The sequence below is a fragment of the Methylobacterium sp. CB376 genome (genome assembly GCF_029714205.1).
Classification (GTDB): Bacteria; Pseudomonadota; Alphaproteobacteria; order Rhizobiales; family Beijerinckiaceae; genus Methylobacterium.
Map to the genome: position 1 here is coordinate 6,614,761 of NZ_CP121648.1, position 14,248 is coordinate 6,629,008.

10 protein-coding genes and 3 pseudogenes are annotated in these 14,248 nt (G+C 72.2%); 5 read left to right on the plus strand and 8 right to left on the minus strand.

The annotated features are described in order from the left end of the window. Positions 1 to 27: 27 nt before the first annotated feature. From QA634_RS30530 to QA634_RS30545, 4 genes and pseudogenes are all read right to left on the minus strand, one after another. Positions 28 to 1,293: an outer membrane beta-barrel protein gene (locus QA634_RS30530; protein WP_265576458.1), complete on the minus strand. Its 1,266-nt coding sequence runs from the start codon at positions 1,291 to 1,293 to the stop codon at positions 28 to 30. Positions 1,294 to 1,957: 664 nt separating this feature from the next. Further along, complete coding sequence (locus tag QA634_RS30535) at positions 1,958 to 2,500, minus strand: GNAT family N-acetyltransferase (protein ID WP_012335708.1); 543 nt, start codon at positions 2,498 to 2,500, stop codon at positions 1,958 to 1,960. 173 nt (positions 2,501 to 2,673) lie between these two features. Beyond that, the gene (gene rsmD, locus QA634_RS30540; protein ID WP_012335709.1) at positions 2,674 to 3,231 is read right to left on the minus strand and encodes a 16S rRNA (guanine(966)-N(2))-methyltransferase RsmD; all 558 of its coding nucleotides are present in this window, start codon (positions 3,229 to 3,231) and stop codon (positions 2,674 to 2,676) included. Between the two features lie 3 nt (positions 3,232 to 3,234). Continuing rightward, a pseudogene (locus QA634_RS30545) lies at positions 3,235 to 5,062 on the minus strand (pseudouridine synthase). 44 nt (positions 5,063 to 5,106) lie between these two features. On the opposite strand from QA634_RS30545, the gene QA634_RS30550 reads away from it, so the two are divergent. After that, positions 5,107 to 5,583: a nucleoside deaminase gene (locus tag QA634_RS30550; protein WP_012335711.1), complete on the plus strand. Its 477-nt coding sequence runs from the start codon at positions 5,107 to 5,109 to the stop codon at positions 5,581 to 5,583. Between the two features lie 156 nt (positions 5,584 to 5,739). Here QA634_RS30550 and QA634_RS30555 read toward each other — a convergent pair. Both QA634_RS30555 and QA634_RS35635 read right to left on the minus strand, forming a co-directional pair. After that, positions 5,740 to 6,408 (minus strand): annotated as a pseudogene (locus QA634_RS30555) (alpha/beta fold hydrolase); the annotation flags it as partial. 35 nt (positions 6,409 to 6,443) lie between these two features. After that, positions 6,444 to 6,737 (minus strand): annotated as a pseudogene (locus tag QA634_RS35635) (alpha/beta fold hydrolase); the annotation flags it as partial. Between the two features lie 303 nt (positions 6,738 to 7,040). On the opposite strand from QA634_RS35635, the gene QA634_RS30565 reads away from it, so the two are divergent. From QA634_RS30565 to QA634_RS30575, 3 genes are all read left to right on the plus strand, one after another. Next, positions 7,041 to 8,366 carry an Nramp family divalent metal transporter gene (locus QA634_RS30565; protein ID WP_012335713.1) on the plus strand — a complete coding sequence of 442 codons (1,326 nt, stop codon included), beginning with the start codon at positions 7,041 to 7,043 and terminating at the stop codon, positions 8,364 to 8,366. Between the two features lie 178 nt (positions 8,367 to 8,544). Further along, positions 8,545 to 9,375, plus strand: a complete 831-nt coding sequence (locus QA634_RS30570) for a transglutaminase-like domain-containing protein (RefSeq protein WP_012335714.1) — start codon at positions 8,545 to 8,547, stop codon at positions 9,373 to 9,375. A gap of 307 nt (positions 9,376 to 9,682) precedes the next feature. Next, the gene (locus tag QA634_RS30575) at positions 9,683 to 10,498 is read left to right on the plus strand and encodes a DUF3800 domain-containing protein (RefSeq protein WP_012335715.1); all 816 of its coding nucleotides are present in this window, start codon (positions 9,683 to 9,685) and stop codon (positions 10,496 to 10,498) included. Positions 10,499 to 10,747: 249 nt separating this feature from the next. On the opposite strand, the gene QA634_RS30580 is transcribed toward QA634_RS30575, so the two are convergent. Together QA634_RS30580 and purD are read right to left on the minus strand one after the other, a co-directional pair. Next, positions 10,748 to 11,653, minus strand: coding sequence for an alpha/beta fold hydrolase (locus QA634_RS30580; RefSeq protein WP_012335716.1), 906 nt, complete (start codon positions 11,651 to 11,653; stop codon positions 10,748 to 10,750). Between the two features lie 134 nt (positions 11,654 to 11,787). Next, complete coding sequence (purD, locus tag QA634_RS30585) at positions 11,788 to 13,116, minus strand: phosphoribosylamine--glycine ligase (protein ID WP_012335717.1); 1,329 nt, start codon at positions 13,114 to 13,116, stop codon at positions 11,788 to 11,790. A gap of 124 nt (positions 13,117 to 13,240) precedes the next feature. Here purD and hemF point away from each other — a divergent pair, with 124 nt between their 5' ends. Beyond that, positions 13,241 to 14,140: an oxygen-dependent coproporphyrinogen oxidase gene (hemF, locus tag QA634_RS30590; protein ID WP_012335718.1), complete on the plus strand. Its 900-nt coding sequence runs from the start codon at positions 13,241 to 13,243 to the stop codon at positions 14,138 to 14,140. Positions 14,141 to 14,248 lie beyond the last annotated feature (108 nt).

Here is a 14,248-nt window from a genome sequence, read left to right on the forward strand (position 1 = left end):
CCGGCCGGGCGGCGCCGCCGGCCCGGCTCACGGATTGACCCGCACTCCCACCAGGAACGTGTCGGAGCGGTAGCTCGATCCCGCCGCGGTGCTGCGCAGGTCCTCGTGCGTGTAGCTCGCCCGGATGCCGAGCCAGCGGGTGAGCCGGTAATCGAGCTTCAGGCCGGCGAGCAGCCCGTCCTCGCGGATGCCGACGCCCCGATACTCGTTCGAGTAGAGAGAGCCCATCAGCGTCAGGCGCAGGTTGCGCAGGAGGTCGTAGGTGAGCTCCGCCCCGTAGGATTGGGTGAGGACGCCGCTCGCGTTCGGCACCACGGTCTCGATCACGCCGGTGCTGGCGGTGAGCCGCAGGGCGATCAGCGGCGTCGCGGCCCAGAGCAGCGCCCCGTCGAAGACCGGGCCGGTGACGTCGCGCAGGCGGTTGTCCGCGTAGCCGCGGCGCAGATAGCCGGCCGAGACCTCGCCAATGAGGATGCGCGAGAGTTCGAAAGACGACCCGCCCCGCAGCGTCAGCCCGTCCGAGTCCCGCCGGTAGCCCGCGGAATCGGCCCGCAGGTCGTGCACGCGGGTGTCGAGGAGCGCGTCCACGAAGGGGGTGAAGCCCGGGCCGATCTCGTAGCCCGTGCGCAGGCGCAGCCCGTAGGTGTTGGCGTTGCGCTCGTCCTGGCGCTGGACCGAGCCGTTGGCGAGGAGCGCGTCGTCGAAGGAATCGCGGGTGATCACCCCGCGCAGGGCCACCTGCAGGCGGTTGAAATCCTGCACCACCCCGACCGTGCCGCCGTAGCTCGCCGCGACCGGACGCTCGCGCAACTGCGCGTTGAGGTCCGGACTGTTCGCGCGCTGGGTCGTGACGAGGTAGCTGCCCTGGACCTCGATCCGGGTGTCGCGGGAGGCGTCGAGGCGCAGGAGGAAGGCGCCGTCGCCATCCGGGCGGTCGGCCGTGCGGTTGTCCGGGAAGCTGACGTAGCCCCCGCGCAGGGTCCCGCTGAGCGAGTGGGCCGACCAGTCGCTCTGGAAGCCGAGCTCGCCGTCCGTGCGGAACGCCGCCGAGCCCTTGCCCTTGGCGGCGCGGTCCGGGTTGGTGTCGTAGCCGGCGCTCTCCTGCAGGGCGGGAAACAGCGTCAGGCCGCCGACCTTCACGCCGAGCGGCGCGTAGGGGTCGGTCGGGTCGATCGGGCGTCGCCGCAGGAGCGGCGCGGCGAGGTTCGGATCGGGCAGGCCGACCACTGGCTCCTGCACGACCGGATGCAGGGCCGGCGGATCGGCGACCGGAGCCTGCGTGAGCGGCCGCACGAGGCCCGCCGTCGGCGGCCGGGTGCGCCGCTGCGGCGGCCGGCGGGGCTTCTCGCCCGCGCCCAGAGGGCGGGCGGAGGGACGGGCTTGGGCGCGGGGACCTGTCTCGGCCGTGCCGCGCAGGCGCAGGCTCCCGGACGCCGCCGCGCCGCCCGCCTCGGCGGCGATTCCGGGCGCCGGGTCCGTGCCGGGGAGCGGAGCCTGGGCCCGGGCCGGTCCGGCCAGGAGCAGCGCCGCGAGGGCGAGCCCGCCTGCGGACCAGGGTCCCGGCGCGGACCAGGGTCCCGGCGCGGATCCGGCTCCGCCAGCGGACGGGTTCGCCGGCCGCTTCCCGGCGGCCCGTCCCCGCTCGTCTGTCGGCCGCTCTGGCACCACCGGCCGCTCCGCCTCGCCGGGCCTGCAGGGCAGGGCGCCGGACCCCAGGATCGAGGGAGCCGCCCGGATGCGCGGCCACGGCCCCGCAAGCGCGCGGCTCCCCGGACCGGCAATAAAACGTTAGGGTTAGCAGCCGATTAACGCATCGGGGCCGGGCCGGCCGCCGCGGGCGGCCGGGACGACGCCCGCCTCGTCGAGGTGATCGCCAACGCGGCCGCCCGGACCGCGCTCGACGTCCCGAGGGGCGGGCCCTCGCCTGAGGAGGGCCGCGCCGCCGTGGGCGGTCCGGTCACGGGGCGTCCGGCGGCGCCGCGTCGCCCGGGCCGAGCGCCCGCTGCATCAGCACGGTGTCGAGCCAGAGCCCGTGCTTCCAGCCGACCGCCCGCAGCACCCCGACCTGCGCGAAGCCGAGGGCGGCGTGGAGGCGGATCGAGGCCGCGTTGGCGGAATCCCCGATCACCGCCACCATCTGGCGGAAGCCGCGGGCCGTCGCGGCCTCGACGAGGTCCCCGAGCAGGCGCCGGCCGATGCCCTGGCCGAGGCGGGCGGGATCGACGTAGACCGAGTTCTCGACCGTGCCCCGATAGGCCGGCCGGGTCCGGTAGGGGCCCGCATAGGCGTAGCCGAGGAGGGCGTCGCCCGCGACCGCCACGAGGTAGGGGTAGCCCGCCCCGACCAGGCCCGCGTGGCGGCGCAGCATCTCGGGCATGTCCGGCGGATCGAGCTCGAACGAGGCGCGGCCGGTGCGGACCGCGTGGGCGTAGATCGCCTGCACGGCCGGGATGTCCTCCGGGCCGCAGGGCCGCACGATCAGGTCGTCCGCACGCGCCATGCCGCTTCCCCTCCCGCATCCGGCCCCGCTTGTGCCATGCCGGGGGCGCCCGCGGATCCCGGGCAGGGTCATAGGTTTTCCGGAAGATCACTTCCGGAAAACCTATGACAAGCCCGCGCGGCGCTCGAGGGAAGCCGAAATCCGCATTGCGAAGCAATCAACCGGATGTCGTATCAGGGGTCGAGGCGGGCGAACACCACCTGTGTCTCGCCGTAGGTCCGGCGCTCCAGCTCCGAGAAGCCGGGCGGCAGGGCGAGGGCGGCGCAGGCCGCCTCCTCGACCAGGGCGAGGGCCCCCGGCGCGAGCCAGCCGCCCGCCCGGCAGGATTCCAGGGCCCTCGGGGCGAGGTCGCGCCCGTAGGGCGGGTCGCAGAAGACCAGGCCGAAGGGCTCGCCCGGCGGGGCCGCCCCGAGCCGGGTCGCGTCGCGGCGGAAGAGCCGGGTCGTGCCGCCCAGGCCGAGCGCCTCGACGTTGCCGCGGATCACCCCGCGCGCCTCGGCGCCCTCGTCGACCATCAGCGCGAAGGCGGCGCCCCGCGACAGGGCCTCCAGGGCCAGGGCGCCGGTCCCGGCGAAGAGGTCGAGCACCCGTGCCCCCGGGACGGGGTCGCCGTAGGCGTGGGCCAGCACGTTGAAGAGCGCCTCGCGCAGCCGGTCCGAGGTCGGCCGGATCGCGTCGCTGCGCGGCCCCGCCAGGGCCCGGCCCCGCAGGGCGCCGCCGACGATGCGCATGGCTCAGCGCCCGCGGGGCGGCCGCCCTTCGCCGGGCCGCCCGCCGCCCGGTCGTCCGCCCGGTCCGCCGGGTCGCGGGGCCGCGCCGCCGCGACCCGGCCGGCCGCCCTTCGAGCCGCCTTTTGCAAAGCCGGGGCCGCCCTTTGCAAACCCGGAGCCGCCCTTTCCGGGACCGCCCTTGCCGAAGCCGGGGCCGCCGCGGCCCGCGCCGGGGCCGCCCTTGCCGAAGTCGCCCTTGCCGAAGCCGCCCTTGTCAAAGCCGCCCTTGTCAAATCCGCCCTTGCCGAAGCCGGGCCGGCCGCCGCCCTCGGGGCGCGGACGCGCGCCGCCCTCGGGCCGCCCTGACCCCTCCGGGCGCGGGCGCCGCGCGGGGCGCTCCTCGCCCGCGCGGGGCGGGCGGTCGCCGCGGGCGGGCCGCTCGCGATCTAGGCGGCCCTCCGGCCGCTGCCGGCCCTCCGGCCGCTGCCGGCCCTCCGGCCGCTGCCGGCCCTCCGGCCGGGGCCGGCCCTCGGGCGGGCGGCGCGGCTCGGGGGCGGGCTCCGCCTTGAGGCGCTCCACCACGACGCGGCGCTCCCCCGTCGCGATCGCGCCGACCCGCTCGCGCGGGCGCTCGGCCGCCGCGGCCCGGGCCTCCTTGGGATCGTTCGTCCGCCGCCGCAGCCGCGGGCGCGCCTCGACCGCGGCCTCGATCTCCGGGTCGTGCCAGACCGCCCGGCGCAGGGCCGGCCCGGTCGCGGGTTTGCGGTCCCGCTCCGGGCGCGCCCCGGGGCGGGCGGGCGCGCGAATTGCGGCCGGGCCGGGTCGCGGCCCGGCCGGGCCGGACGCTCGCCGCGGTCGAGGCGCTCCCCGCGATCCGGGCGCGCGCTGCGGTCCGGGCGCTCGCCCCGGGGCCGGTCGCGACCCGGGGCGCCCGTCCTGCCGGCCGCCGGGGCCGGGGGTTTGGGCGACCCGAACGGGGCGATCGGCTCGCGCACGGGGCTGGTGAAGTCGACGCCGGCCTGCTCGGCGAGGGAGCGGCCGAGCTGCTCCTTGAGCACCTTGGTGCGCACCTCCTCGACGAGCCCGACCTCCAGGTCGCCGAGCTGGAACGGGCCGAAGGAGAGCCGGATCAGCCGGTTCACCGAGAGGCCGAGATGCTCCAGAATCCGCTTCACCTCGCGGTTCTTGCCCTCCCGCAGGCCGAGCGTCAGCCAGACGTTGTCGCCCTGCTGCCGGTCGATGCTGGCCTCGACGGGGCCGTATTCCATCCCGTCGATGGTGACGCCGCCGCGCAGGCGGTCGAGGGCCGCCTGGTCGACGTCGCCGTAGGCGCGCACCCGGTAGCGGCGCAGCCAGCCGGTCTCCGGATGGGCGATCACCTTGGCGAGACCGCCATCATTGGTGAGGAGCAGCAGCCCCTCGGTATTGATGTCGAGCCGGCCGATCGCCACCACCCGCGGCAGGTCCTCGGGCAGGATGTCGAACACGGTCTGGCGCCCCTCGGGGTCGCGGGCGGTGGTCACCACGCCGCGGGGCTTGTGGAAGATCCACAGCCGGGTGCGCTCGCGGACGGGCAGGGGCTCGCCGTCGACGACGATGCGGTCGCCGGGCCCGACCGTCACGGCGGGCGTGGTCAGGGTCTCGCCGTTGAGGCTGACGCGCCCCTCCAGGATCATCGCCTCCGCGTCCCGCCGCGAGGCGACGCCCGCCCGGGCCATGACCTTGGCGATGCGCTCGGGCTCGGCCGTCTCGGAGGGCGCGGGGCGGGCGGGGAGGCCGCGCCGGGGGACGCCTCGGCCGTCCCGCGGCGGCGCCTCTCCCCGCGGGGCTCGTCGTCGTTGCTGTCGCTCATGCGCGCCTGATACCAGAGCGCATCCTTTTCCGCGAGCGGGGCCGATGGGGGATTCGCCGGAGACGACGAGACGGGGCCGCCCCGATCCGCTCGGGCTCGCCTTCGCGGCGGCGCGGGAGGCGGCCGCCCTCGGGGAGGTGCCGGTGGGCGCCGCGATCGTGCGCGACGGGACCGTGCTGGCGGTGGCGGGCAACCGCCCGCGCACCCTGCGGGACCCGACCGCGCATGCGGAGATCCTGGCGATCCGGGCCGCCTGCCGGGCGATCGGCGACGAGCGGCTGATCGGCTGCGACCTCTACGTGACGCTGGAGCCCTGCGGCATGTGCGCGGCGGCGATCAGCCTCGCGCGCCTGCGCCGCCTCTACTTCGCCGCCGCCGACCCGAAGGGCGGCGCCGTCGAGCACGGGCCGCGCTTCTTCGCGCAGCCCACCTGCCACCACGCCCCGGAAGTCTACGGGGGGCTGCGCGAGAGCGAGGCCGCTTCCCTGCTGCGGGAGTTCTTCCGCGCGCGGCGGGACTGAGCGGAATGGCCCCGCCGCGCGATCTCCGCGGGCGGCTCATCCGCCATCCGGTCGATGGCTTCGCCATCTCCCATTTCGGCCGTGCGGATATCGGCGTCGCTCAGGCGCCGCGCGGGCTTGCGATCCGGGATCCGCTGCGATCGAGCGGATCCCGGATCAGGCGGCCCTGGCTTGGCTCCGCGCCGAGGCCCGCGCGATCGCGTCGACGACCCGGTCGGGCGCGAGGTGATGGATCATGTGGCCCATGCCCGGAACGACGATGAAGTCGCTGCGCGGCAGGTCCCGGTGCAGCCGCTCCGATTGGCGGCCGACATCGGCGATCTGGTCGTCCGCGCCCGTGATGATCACCACCTTCTGCGTCAGGTCGCGGTAATGCCCCTGAAGCTCCATGCTGACGGGGGTCATGAGCGCCGCGTCCTCGGCCGCCGCGCGCAGCTGCGACGGGCGGAGCATCAGCTCCTTGGGCATCTGCGCGTCGAAGCGCGCCGGCACGTCGGCGGGCGCGAACATGGCCTTGATCAGGCCCGGCAGGATGAGCCGGGCGATCAGCGGCGACACGGTGTGGCGCATCACGTCCCCGAGCACCGGGATGGCCGGGGGCGAGAACAGGACCACGTCGGCCCGCAGGGTCGGGTAATAGTACCCCGAGGCGAGCACGAGGCTGCGCACGAGGTGCGGGGCCTGCAGCGCGAGGGCGACCGCGACCAGGCTGCCCCACGAATGCCCGAGCACGACCGCCCCTCTGACCCCGAGGCGCTCCAGCGCGCCCTGAAACAGCGTCGCGTGCGCCCGCGGCGTCCAGAGGCCCGCGGGCGCGACGTGTAGCCGTAGCCCGGCCGGTCGATGATGATCACCCGGTGGCGCGTGGCGAGCGCCTCGACCACGCCGCTGACGAGGAAATCCTCGATCATGGTGCCGTTGCCGTGAATGAGCACCAGGGGGTCGCCCCGTCCCCGCTCCACGTAGTGCAGGCGCACCCCGTCGACGGTGAGGAACCGGCCGACGGGCGGGTGGTCCCGCTCCGCCTCGCGGGCCTTGATGGCGGCGTAGACCGCCGAGGCCCCGAGGGCAGCCCCTGAGGCGACCAGGGTAGGCACCAGCCAGGTCGGGCGGCGGGTGGGCGGCCTCAGATGATCGGTGCTGTCGTGGCGCATGTGTCCTCGCTTGATCGAGCCGGGTCAAGCCGAGGCCCTGCGGTTTGTTCCGAGGCCGCCGCAGCACCATGAGCTGCCGTCGCCGAGGAAAGTCTCACGAATACGTCGGATCATCGATTGTCGTGGGCTTTCTCGCTGCGGAATCGGGCAGAATTGCTGGGCTCGCGCGGCCGACTCCATTTTCCCCGCCCTGACGGGGCGCCGGCCCGCCCGCGCGGCGACCCGCTCCGTGCCACCCCATTCAGCCTTGTCGATTGATTATAGCACCAGCTATAATCGGCGCGCAGGCGGGAGCGCGGGACGATGCGGGCGTGGCGGTTCGAACAGGCCGGGGGGGAGGCGAGCCTCGGGGCGATGAACGGGAGCGTCGCGGTGCACGGCACGGGCTCCTGGCTGCGGCGGCTGCTCGCCTTCCTGGGGCCGGGCTACATGGTCTCGGTCGGCTACATGGACCCGGGCAACTGGGCCACCGACATCGCGGGCGGCGCCAAGTTCGGCTACACCCTGCTCGCCGTCGTCCTGCTGTCGAACCTGATGGCGATCGTGCTGCAGGCGCTCGCCGCCCGGCTCGGCATCGCCACCGGCCGCGACCTCGCGCAGGCCTGCCGCGACCATTATCCCCGGCCGGTGGGCCTCGCCCTCTGGCTCGCCTGCGAGGCGGCGATCATCGCCTGCGACCTCGCCGAGGTGATCGGCACCGCCATCGCCCTGAAGCTGCTCTTCGGTCTCCCGCTCCTGTGGGGCGCGGTGCTCACCGGCCTCGACGTGCTGCTGATCCTGCTCCTGATGCGGCGGGGCTTCCGCGCCCTCGAAGCCTTCGTGATCGCCCTCCTGACCCTGATCTTCGCCTGCTTCGCCGTCCAGATCGCGCTCGCGGCGCCGCCGCTGCGGGCGGTGCTGGGCGGCTTCGTGCCGAGCCCCGCCATCGTCACCGATCCGGCCGCCCTCTACCTCGCCATCGGCATCCTCGGGGCGACCGTGATGCCCCACAACCTCTACCTCCACTCGGCCATCGTGCAGACCCGGGCCTATCCGCGGACCGAGCCCGGCCGGCGCGCGGCCCTGCGCTTCGCGGTGGCGGATTCGACCATCGCCCTGATGCTCGCCCTCTTCGTCAATGCCGCGATCCTGATCATGGCGGCGAGCGTCTTCCACGCCGCCGGGCGGACCGACGTCGAGGAGATCGAGCAGGCGCACGAGCTGCTCGCGCCGCTGCTCGGCACCGGCCTCGCCTCGATCCTGTTCGCGGTGGCGCTCCTCGCCTCGGGCCTCAACTCCACGGTCACGGCGACGCTCGCCGGCCAGATCGTCATGGAGGGCTTCCTGCGGCTTCGCCTCGCGCCCTGGCTGCGCCGCCTCCTGACCCGGGCCATCGCCATCGTGCCGGTCATCGCGGTCACCGCCCTCTACGGCGACGCGGGCACCGCGCGGCTGCTGGTGCTGAGCCAGGTCGTGCTCTCGATGCAGCTCCCCTTCGCGGTGATCCCGCTCATCCGCTTCGTCTCCGACCCGGCCAAGATGGGGCCGCTCGCGATCCCCGGCTGGCTGCGGGGCCTGTCCTGGGTCATCGCGGCGCTGATCGTCGGGCTCAACGCCAAGCTCCTGGCGGACGCGCTCTTCGGGTCCTGACGCTGCGTCCCGGCAGCATTCGGCCGTCTTCCGCCTGCGGCAGGCCGAATCGTCGCGCCCGGGCGGCCGGCCTCTGCTTGCAATTTAGGCAGTGTGAGGCCGATATCGGCAGGCGCGGCCGGAACATGCGCGGCATGAAAGACTTCTGTGTCGAGACGTCCCCGACCGTGGCGCACGCATGAGAATCAGAACAGGCTTCTCGATCGCCTTCGACCTGCCCGCGCCGACCCCGATGGTGCTGATGCTGAGCACCCATCCGTCCCGCGCGGCCGATCTGCTGGCACCCGAGGCGATCGTCTTCGACCCGCCGCTGCCGGCGCGCCAGTACCGGGACGCGTTCGACAATCTCTGCACGCGCATCCTCGCGCCGGCCGGGCGGCTGCGCATGGCGGCCGAGGCGACGGTGCGGGATTCCGGCCGGCCGGACGAGCAGGCGCCGCAGGCCCGGCAGGTCCCGGTGGCCGACCTGCCGGACGCGGTGCTGCCCTTCCTGATGGGCAGCCGCTACTGCGACACCGACAAGCTCGGGGCGACCGCCTGGCAGCTCTTCGGCGCGGTGCCGGAGGGCTGGGGCCGCGTCCAGGCCATCGTCGACTTCGTGCACCGCCACATCCGCTTCGACTACATGCAGGCGGACGCGACCCGCAGCGCCTCGGAGGCCTACGCGCAGGGGCGCGGCGTCTGCCGGGACTTCGCGCACCTGACGGTCGCCTTCTGCCGCTGCATGAACATCCCGGCGCGCTACTGCACGGGCTATCTCGGCGACATCGGCGTGCCGCCGGTGCCCGACCCGATGGATTTCTCGGCCTGGTGCGAGGTCTATCTCGACGGGCGCTGGTACACGTTCGACGCCCGCCACAACCGCCCGCGCATCGGCCGCATCCTGATGGCCCGCGGCCGCGACGCCACCGACGTGGCGCTCACCACGAGCTTCGGGGAGGCGCGGCTCGCCGAGTTCACGGTGCGCACGGAGGAGGTGCCGGAGGCGGCGCGGGGCAGGGCGGCCTGATCCGGGACGGCCTCGGTGGAGCCTGCCCAATTCCGAATCTTGATTCCAGAATGTGGTTTTCTCATGTGGAATGCGCATTCGCGCACTTGATCACGTGGTGATCTGTTCTGCTGTATATCATCTAGTATTTTTATTTTACTGTTTGGATCGAATACCGAATGTAGAGTTTGCCAGTGAGCCGTGCCTTTACTGTGCGAAACCAGGGCGGAAGCTCGCTTGCGCGATTTGGATGAAGCGGAGTATATAGAGGCATGGGTTGCCAATCACATGGCGGGCCGGTAGTTCGTTCAGTCAATTCGAAATTCCCATGTCTCACTATCATCTTTACATCGATGATTCCGGCAGCCGTCGACCTGACGCCTTAAATCATCAGGTAAGAATGGATGGGATGGATTATTTTGCCCTTGGTGGCATTTTAATCAGAGAAGATGACATTGGTTTCTTAATAGAGATGCATAAGGCATTTATTAATAAATGGGGTTTGATTTATCCCTTGCATTCAACAAAAATAAGAGGAAAAAGAGATAATTTTGCATGGCTTGGTAGAGACGCTCAAAGAGAGAAGGATTTCATGTTTGAATTAAATTTGTTCATTACCTCATTGCCAATTGTATGTAATGCTTGTGTCGTGCACAGACCTGGCTATGTAGAGCGATATATGACAAAATATAATGGTAAGCCGTGGCGGATGTGCAAAACCGCTCACGCGATCTTGATTGAACGATGTGTGAAATTTGCTCTAAAATCTCAATGCAAACTCAAGATTTTTTTTGAGGAATCTGGAAAGCACGAGGATAGAGACATAATCAGCTACACGAAAGACCTAAAGGCACGAGGAATGCCGTTCGACAAAATTTCGTCGTCGGGCTACGACTCCTTGGAAGCTGATGTGTTTAGGAGTGCTCTTCTGGGCGATCCTCGCCGCGTTACAAAAAATGTACCGATGGTGCAGGTATCGGATTTGGTATTATATGCGATAGCAAAAGGTGGTTATTTATTGAATTACGGACCTCTTCAGGCGTTGTTAGATGCGGGAAAGCTCATCAACTCGTACTTGGTGCCTGAGCAAGTTGGTGCTTTGGGGATTAAATATAGCTGCTTTGATAAGGTTGAGAAACGATAAAGGTCCGGATTTCTCCGGACCTTTTGCGGCCTGCTACGCAGACCCCGGGGTTGCACCCACAGAGTCGAATGTAAGCGACGCACAAATTTTTGCAAGTCTTCTGTCTAGCTGACGCGGCACCGCGAGGGCCGCGTCAGCTAGACAGAAGACTTGCGCTCTGTCAAGTAGCCATGCAACAAAAATTCTTTATGCCCGCCATTCGCCGACGGCAGGCTTCCCGCCAATACAGGTAGGGAGCAAGGCGGCTCTCTACTCTCGAAGGAACGGCACCAGCGCCCGCAGGGTCTCCTCCGGGTTCTCCTCCGCCACGAAGTGCCCGGAGGCGATGGCGGCGCCCGCGGCCGCCGGCGCGAAGGTCTCGCGCCACGCGCCCAGCACCGGATCGAGCCCGCCCCGGCCGACGAAGCCGGTCCCGGGCAGGATCAGGGTCGGGCAGGCGAGGGTGCGGCCGGCCGCGAGGTCCGCCTCGTCCGCCGCCCGGTCCGGCCCGGCGCCGGCCCGGTAATCCTCGCACATGGCGTGGATGCGCTCGGGCACCGACCAGCTCTGGCGATAGAGGGCGAGGGCGCCCGGCGCGAAGGCGTCGAGGGTCCCGTCGCCGGTCCAGCCCCGCAGGAGCCCCTCGTAATAGGCGTCCGGGCCCCGGCCGATCCGCGTCTCCGGGCCGGGGGCCGGCTCGGCGAGGAAGCGCCAATGCGGGTAGAGGGCGGGATCCGCCTCGATGCGCCGCCACTGCACCAGGGTCGGCAGGATGTCGAGGAGGGCGAGGCGGGCCACCCGGCCCGGATGGTCGAGGGCGAGCCGGTAGCCGACCCGCCCGCCGCGATCGTGGCCGACGAGCGCGAAGCGCGCGTGGCCGAGCCGCTCCATCACGGCGACCGCCTCCTCGCCCATCCGGCGCTTGGAATAGGCCTCGTGCGCGGGATCGCCCTTCGGGGCCGCCGACCAGCCGTAGCCCTTGAGGTCGAGGCAGATCACCCGGTGGCGGCGGGCGAGGGCCGGCGCGACCCGGTGCCAGCAGGCATGGGTCTGCGGGAACCCGTGCAGCAGGAGCACCGGCGGCCCCTCCGCGGGCCCGCCCGCGCGGGCGAAGAAGCGCCCGTCCGGCAGGTCGATCCAGTGGGAGTCGAAGCCGGGGAAGAGGTCGGCGGGCATGGGACGGCTCCGTCTGTCGCGTCCCCGGCATTCTAAGCATCATTCCGCCGGCCGACAGCGGCCGGTGCCGAAGGGGTCACCGTTTCGGCGGCGAACCGAAGCACCCGTCGGCGACGATGATGCAGAACCAAGAGCTAGGCGGAGTTGCCAGCCGCAACTCCGCCGAGCGTGCGCGGCTCCGCGCTCCCAGGGCGCGGTTCCAGGGCCCGCCAGCCGATGTCGCGCCGGTAGAACCCCTCCGGCCAGTCGATCCGCGCCAGGGCCGCGTAGGCGCGGCCCTGCGCCTCCGCGATCCCCGCGCCGGTCGCCGTCACGGCGAGCACCCGGCCGCCATCGGCCAGGAGCCGGTCGCCCTCCCGCCGCGTGCCCGCCTGGAACACCAGGGCGCCCGCCGCCTCCGCCTCGGCGAGGCCGCGGATCTCGGAGCCGCGGGTCACCGGCCCCGGATAGCCTGGCGCCGCCATCACCACGGTGAGCGCCGCCTGCGGCGACCAGGCCGGCGCGATCCCCGCGAGGTCGCCCGCCGCGGCGGCGAGGAGCGCCGGCACGAGGTCGCCCGCGAGCCGCGGCATCAGCACCTGGCACTCCGGGTCGCCGAAGCGGACATTGTACTCGATCAGCTTCGGCCCCTCCGCGGTCAGCATCAGCCCCGCGTAGAGGATGCCCCGGAAGGGCGTGCCGCGCGCCCGCATCCCGTCGAGGGTCGGCCGGATGATCCGGTCCATCACCTCGGCCTCGATCGCGGGCGTCAGGACCGGGGCGGGCGAGTAGGCGCCCATGCCGCCGGTATTCGGGCCGCGGTCGCCGTCGTGGACGCGCTTGTGGTCCTGCGCCGTGCCGAAGGCCACCGCCCGGGTCCCGTCGCAGAGGGCGAAGAAGCTCGCCTCCTCGCCGACGAGGCACTCCTCGATCACCACCTCGGCGCCGGGCTCGGCGAGCAGGCGCGCGACCGCCTCCTCGGCCTCCGGCAGCGTCTCGGCCACGACGACGCCCTTGCCGGCCGCGAGCCCGTCCGCCTTGACGACGATCGGCGCCCCCCGCGCGCGCAGGTAGGCGAGGGCGGGCTCGGGCGCGGAGAAGCGCGCGAAGGCGGCGGTCGGGATGCCGCAGGCCGCGCAGAGCTCCTTGGTGAAGCCCTTCGAGCCTTCGAGCCGCGCCGCCGCGGCCCGCGGCCCGAAGGCCGCGAGGCCGGCCGCCTCCAGGGCGTCGACGAGGCCGGCGACCAGCGGCGCCTCCGGCCCCACCACCACGAGGTCCACCCCCTCCCGCCGGCAGAAGGCGACGACCGCCGCCCCGTCCATCACGTCGAGGTCGGGCCGGTTGGTGCCGTGCGCCGCGGTTCCGGGGTTGCCCGGCGCCACGAGGAGGCGCCGGCAGGCCGGGCTCTGCGCCAGCTTCCAGGCCAGGGCGTGCTCGCGGCCGCCGGAGCCGATCAGCAGGATCGTGAGGGAATCGGTGCGCATGGCCCGTCCGTGACAGAGAGTCTCGCCTGGTCCTGTAGGCGATCGGGCGGCGCGATGAAACCGCTCCCGGCCGGCTCCGCCGCGCCCCCTTGGCCGGAGGGCGGCGGTGTGGGATGACCACACCATGAGCATCGACGCCTCCCTCGACCTCGACGCCCTGCGTGCGCGGGCGACCGACTGGTTCGCCACCCTGCGCGACCGCATCTGCGCGGCCTTCGAGGCCCTGGAATCGGAGGCGGCGGGCCCGTTCCATCCCGAGGCCGAGGCGCCCGGGCGCTTCGTGCGCACGCCCTGGGAGCGCACCGACCATTCGGGCGCGCCCGGCGGCGGGGGCGTGATGGCGATGCTGCGCGGGCGCGTCTTCGAGAAGGCGGGCGTGCACGTCTCGGCGGTGCACGGGGAATTCGCGCCGGAATTCCGCATCCAGATCCCGGGCGCCGCGGAGGATCCGCGCTTCTTCGCCACCGGCATCTCGCTCATCGCCCATCCCTGGAACCCGAACGTGCCGACCGTGCACATGAACACCCGCCTCGTCGTCACCACGAAGGCGTGGTTCGGGGGCGGGGCGGACCTGACGCCGGTCCTCGACCGGCGCCGGACGCAGGAGGATCCCGACTCGGTCGCCTTCCACGAGGCCCTGAGGCGGGCCTGCGCGCGGCATCCGGGCGCCGACTACGCCCGCTACCGGACGTGGTGCGACGAGTATTTCCACCTCAAGCACCGCAACGAGCCGCGGGGCATCGGCGGCATCTTCTACGATTACCACTGGAGCGGGGACCCGGAGGCCGACCTCGCGCTCACCCGCGACGTCGGCGAGGCCTTCCTGGAGGTCTACCCGGCCATCGTCCGGCGGAACCTCTCGCAACCCTGGACGGAGGCCGACCGGCGCGAGCAGCAGGTGCGGCGGGGACGCTACGTCGAGTTCAACCTGCTCTACGACCGCGGCACGATCTTCGGGCTGAAGACCGGCGGCAACGTCGACTCGATCCTCTCCTCCATGCCCCCGACGGTGCGCTGGCCCTGACGCGCGCCCGGCACGGCCCGCTCCCCGGCCTCGCCGTCGTCCCCCGGATGGGGCGCGGCGACGGGGAACCGCCGGGCCGGGGCTTGACCTTCCGGCCCGGCGCGCGCG

Bases quoted from the DNA above. Each gene is read 5' to 3' on its own strand.
- QA634_RS30535 (WP_012335708.1), bottom strand. From the start codon at position 2,500: ATGGCGCGTGCGGACGACCTGATCGTGCGGCCCTGCGGCCCGGAGGAC.
- rsmD (WP_012335709.1), bottom strand. From the start codon at position 3,231: ATGCGCATCGTCGGCGGCGCCCTGCGGGGCCGGGCCCTGGCGGGGCCG.
- QA634_RS30550 (WP_012335711.1), top strand. From the start codon at position 5,107: ATGGGGGATTCGCCGGAGACGACGAGACGGGGCCGCCCCGATCCGCTC.
- QA634_RS30565 (WP_012335713.1), top strand. From the start codon at position 7,041: ATGCGGGCGTGGCGGTTCGAACAGGCCGGGGGGGAGGCGAGCCTCGGG.
- QA634_RS30570 (WP_012335714.1), top strand. From the start codon at position 8,545: ATGAGAATCAGAACAGGCTTCTCGATCGCCTTCGACCTGCCCGCGCCG.
- QA634_RS30575 (WP_012335715.1), top strand. From the start codon at position 9,683: ATGTCTCACTATCATCTTTACATCGATGATTCCGGCAGCCGTCGACCT.
- QA634_RS30580 (WP_012335716.1), bottom strand. From the start codon at position 11,653: ATGCCCGCCGACCTCTTCCCCGGCTTCGACTCCCACTGGATCGACCTG.
- purD (WP_012335717.1), bottom strand. From the start codon at position 13,116: ATGCGCACCGATTCCCTCACGATCCTGCTGATCGGCTCCGGCGGCCGC.
- hemF (WP_012335718.1), top strand. From the start codon at position 13,241: ATGAGCATCGACGCCTCCCTCGACCTCGACGCCCTGCGTGCGCGGGCG.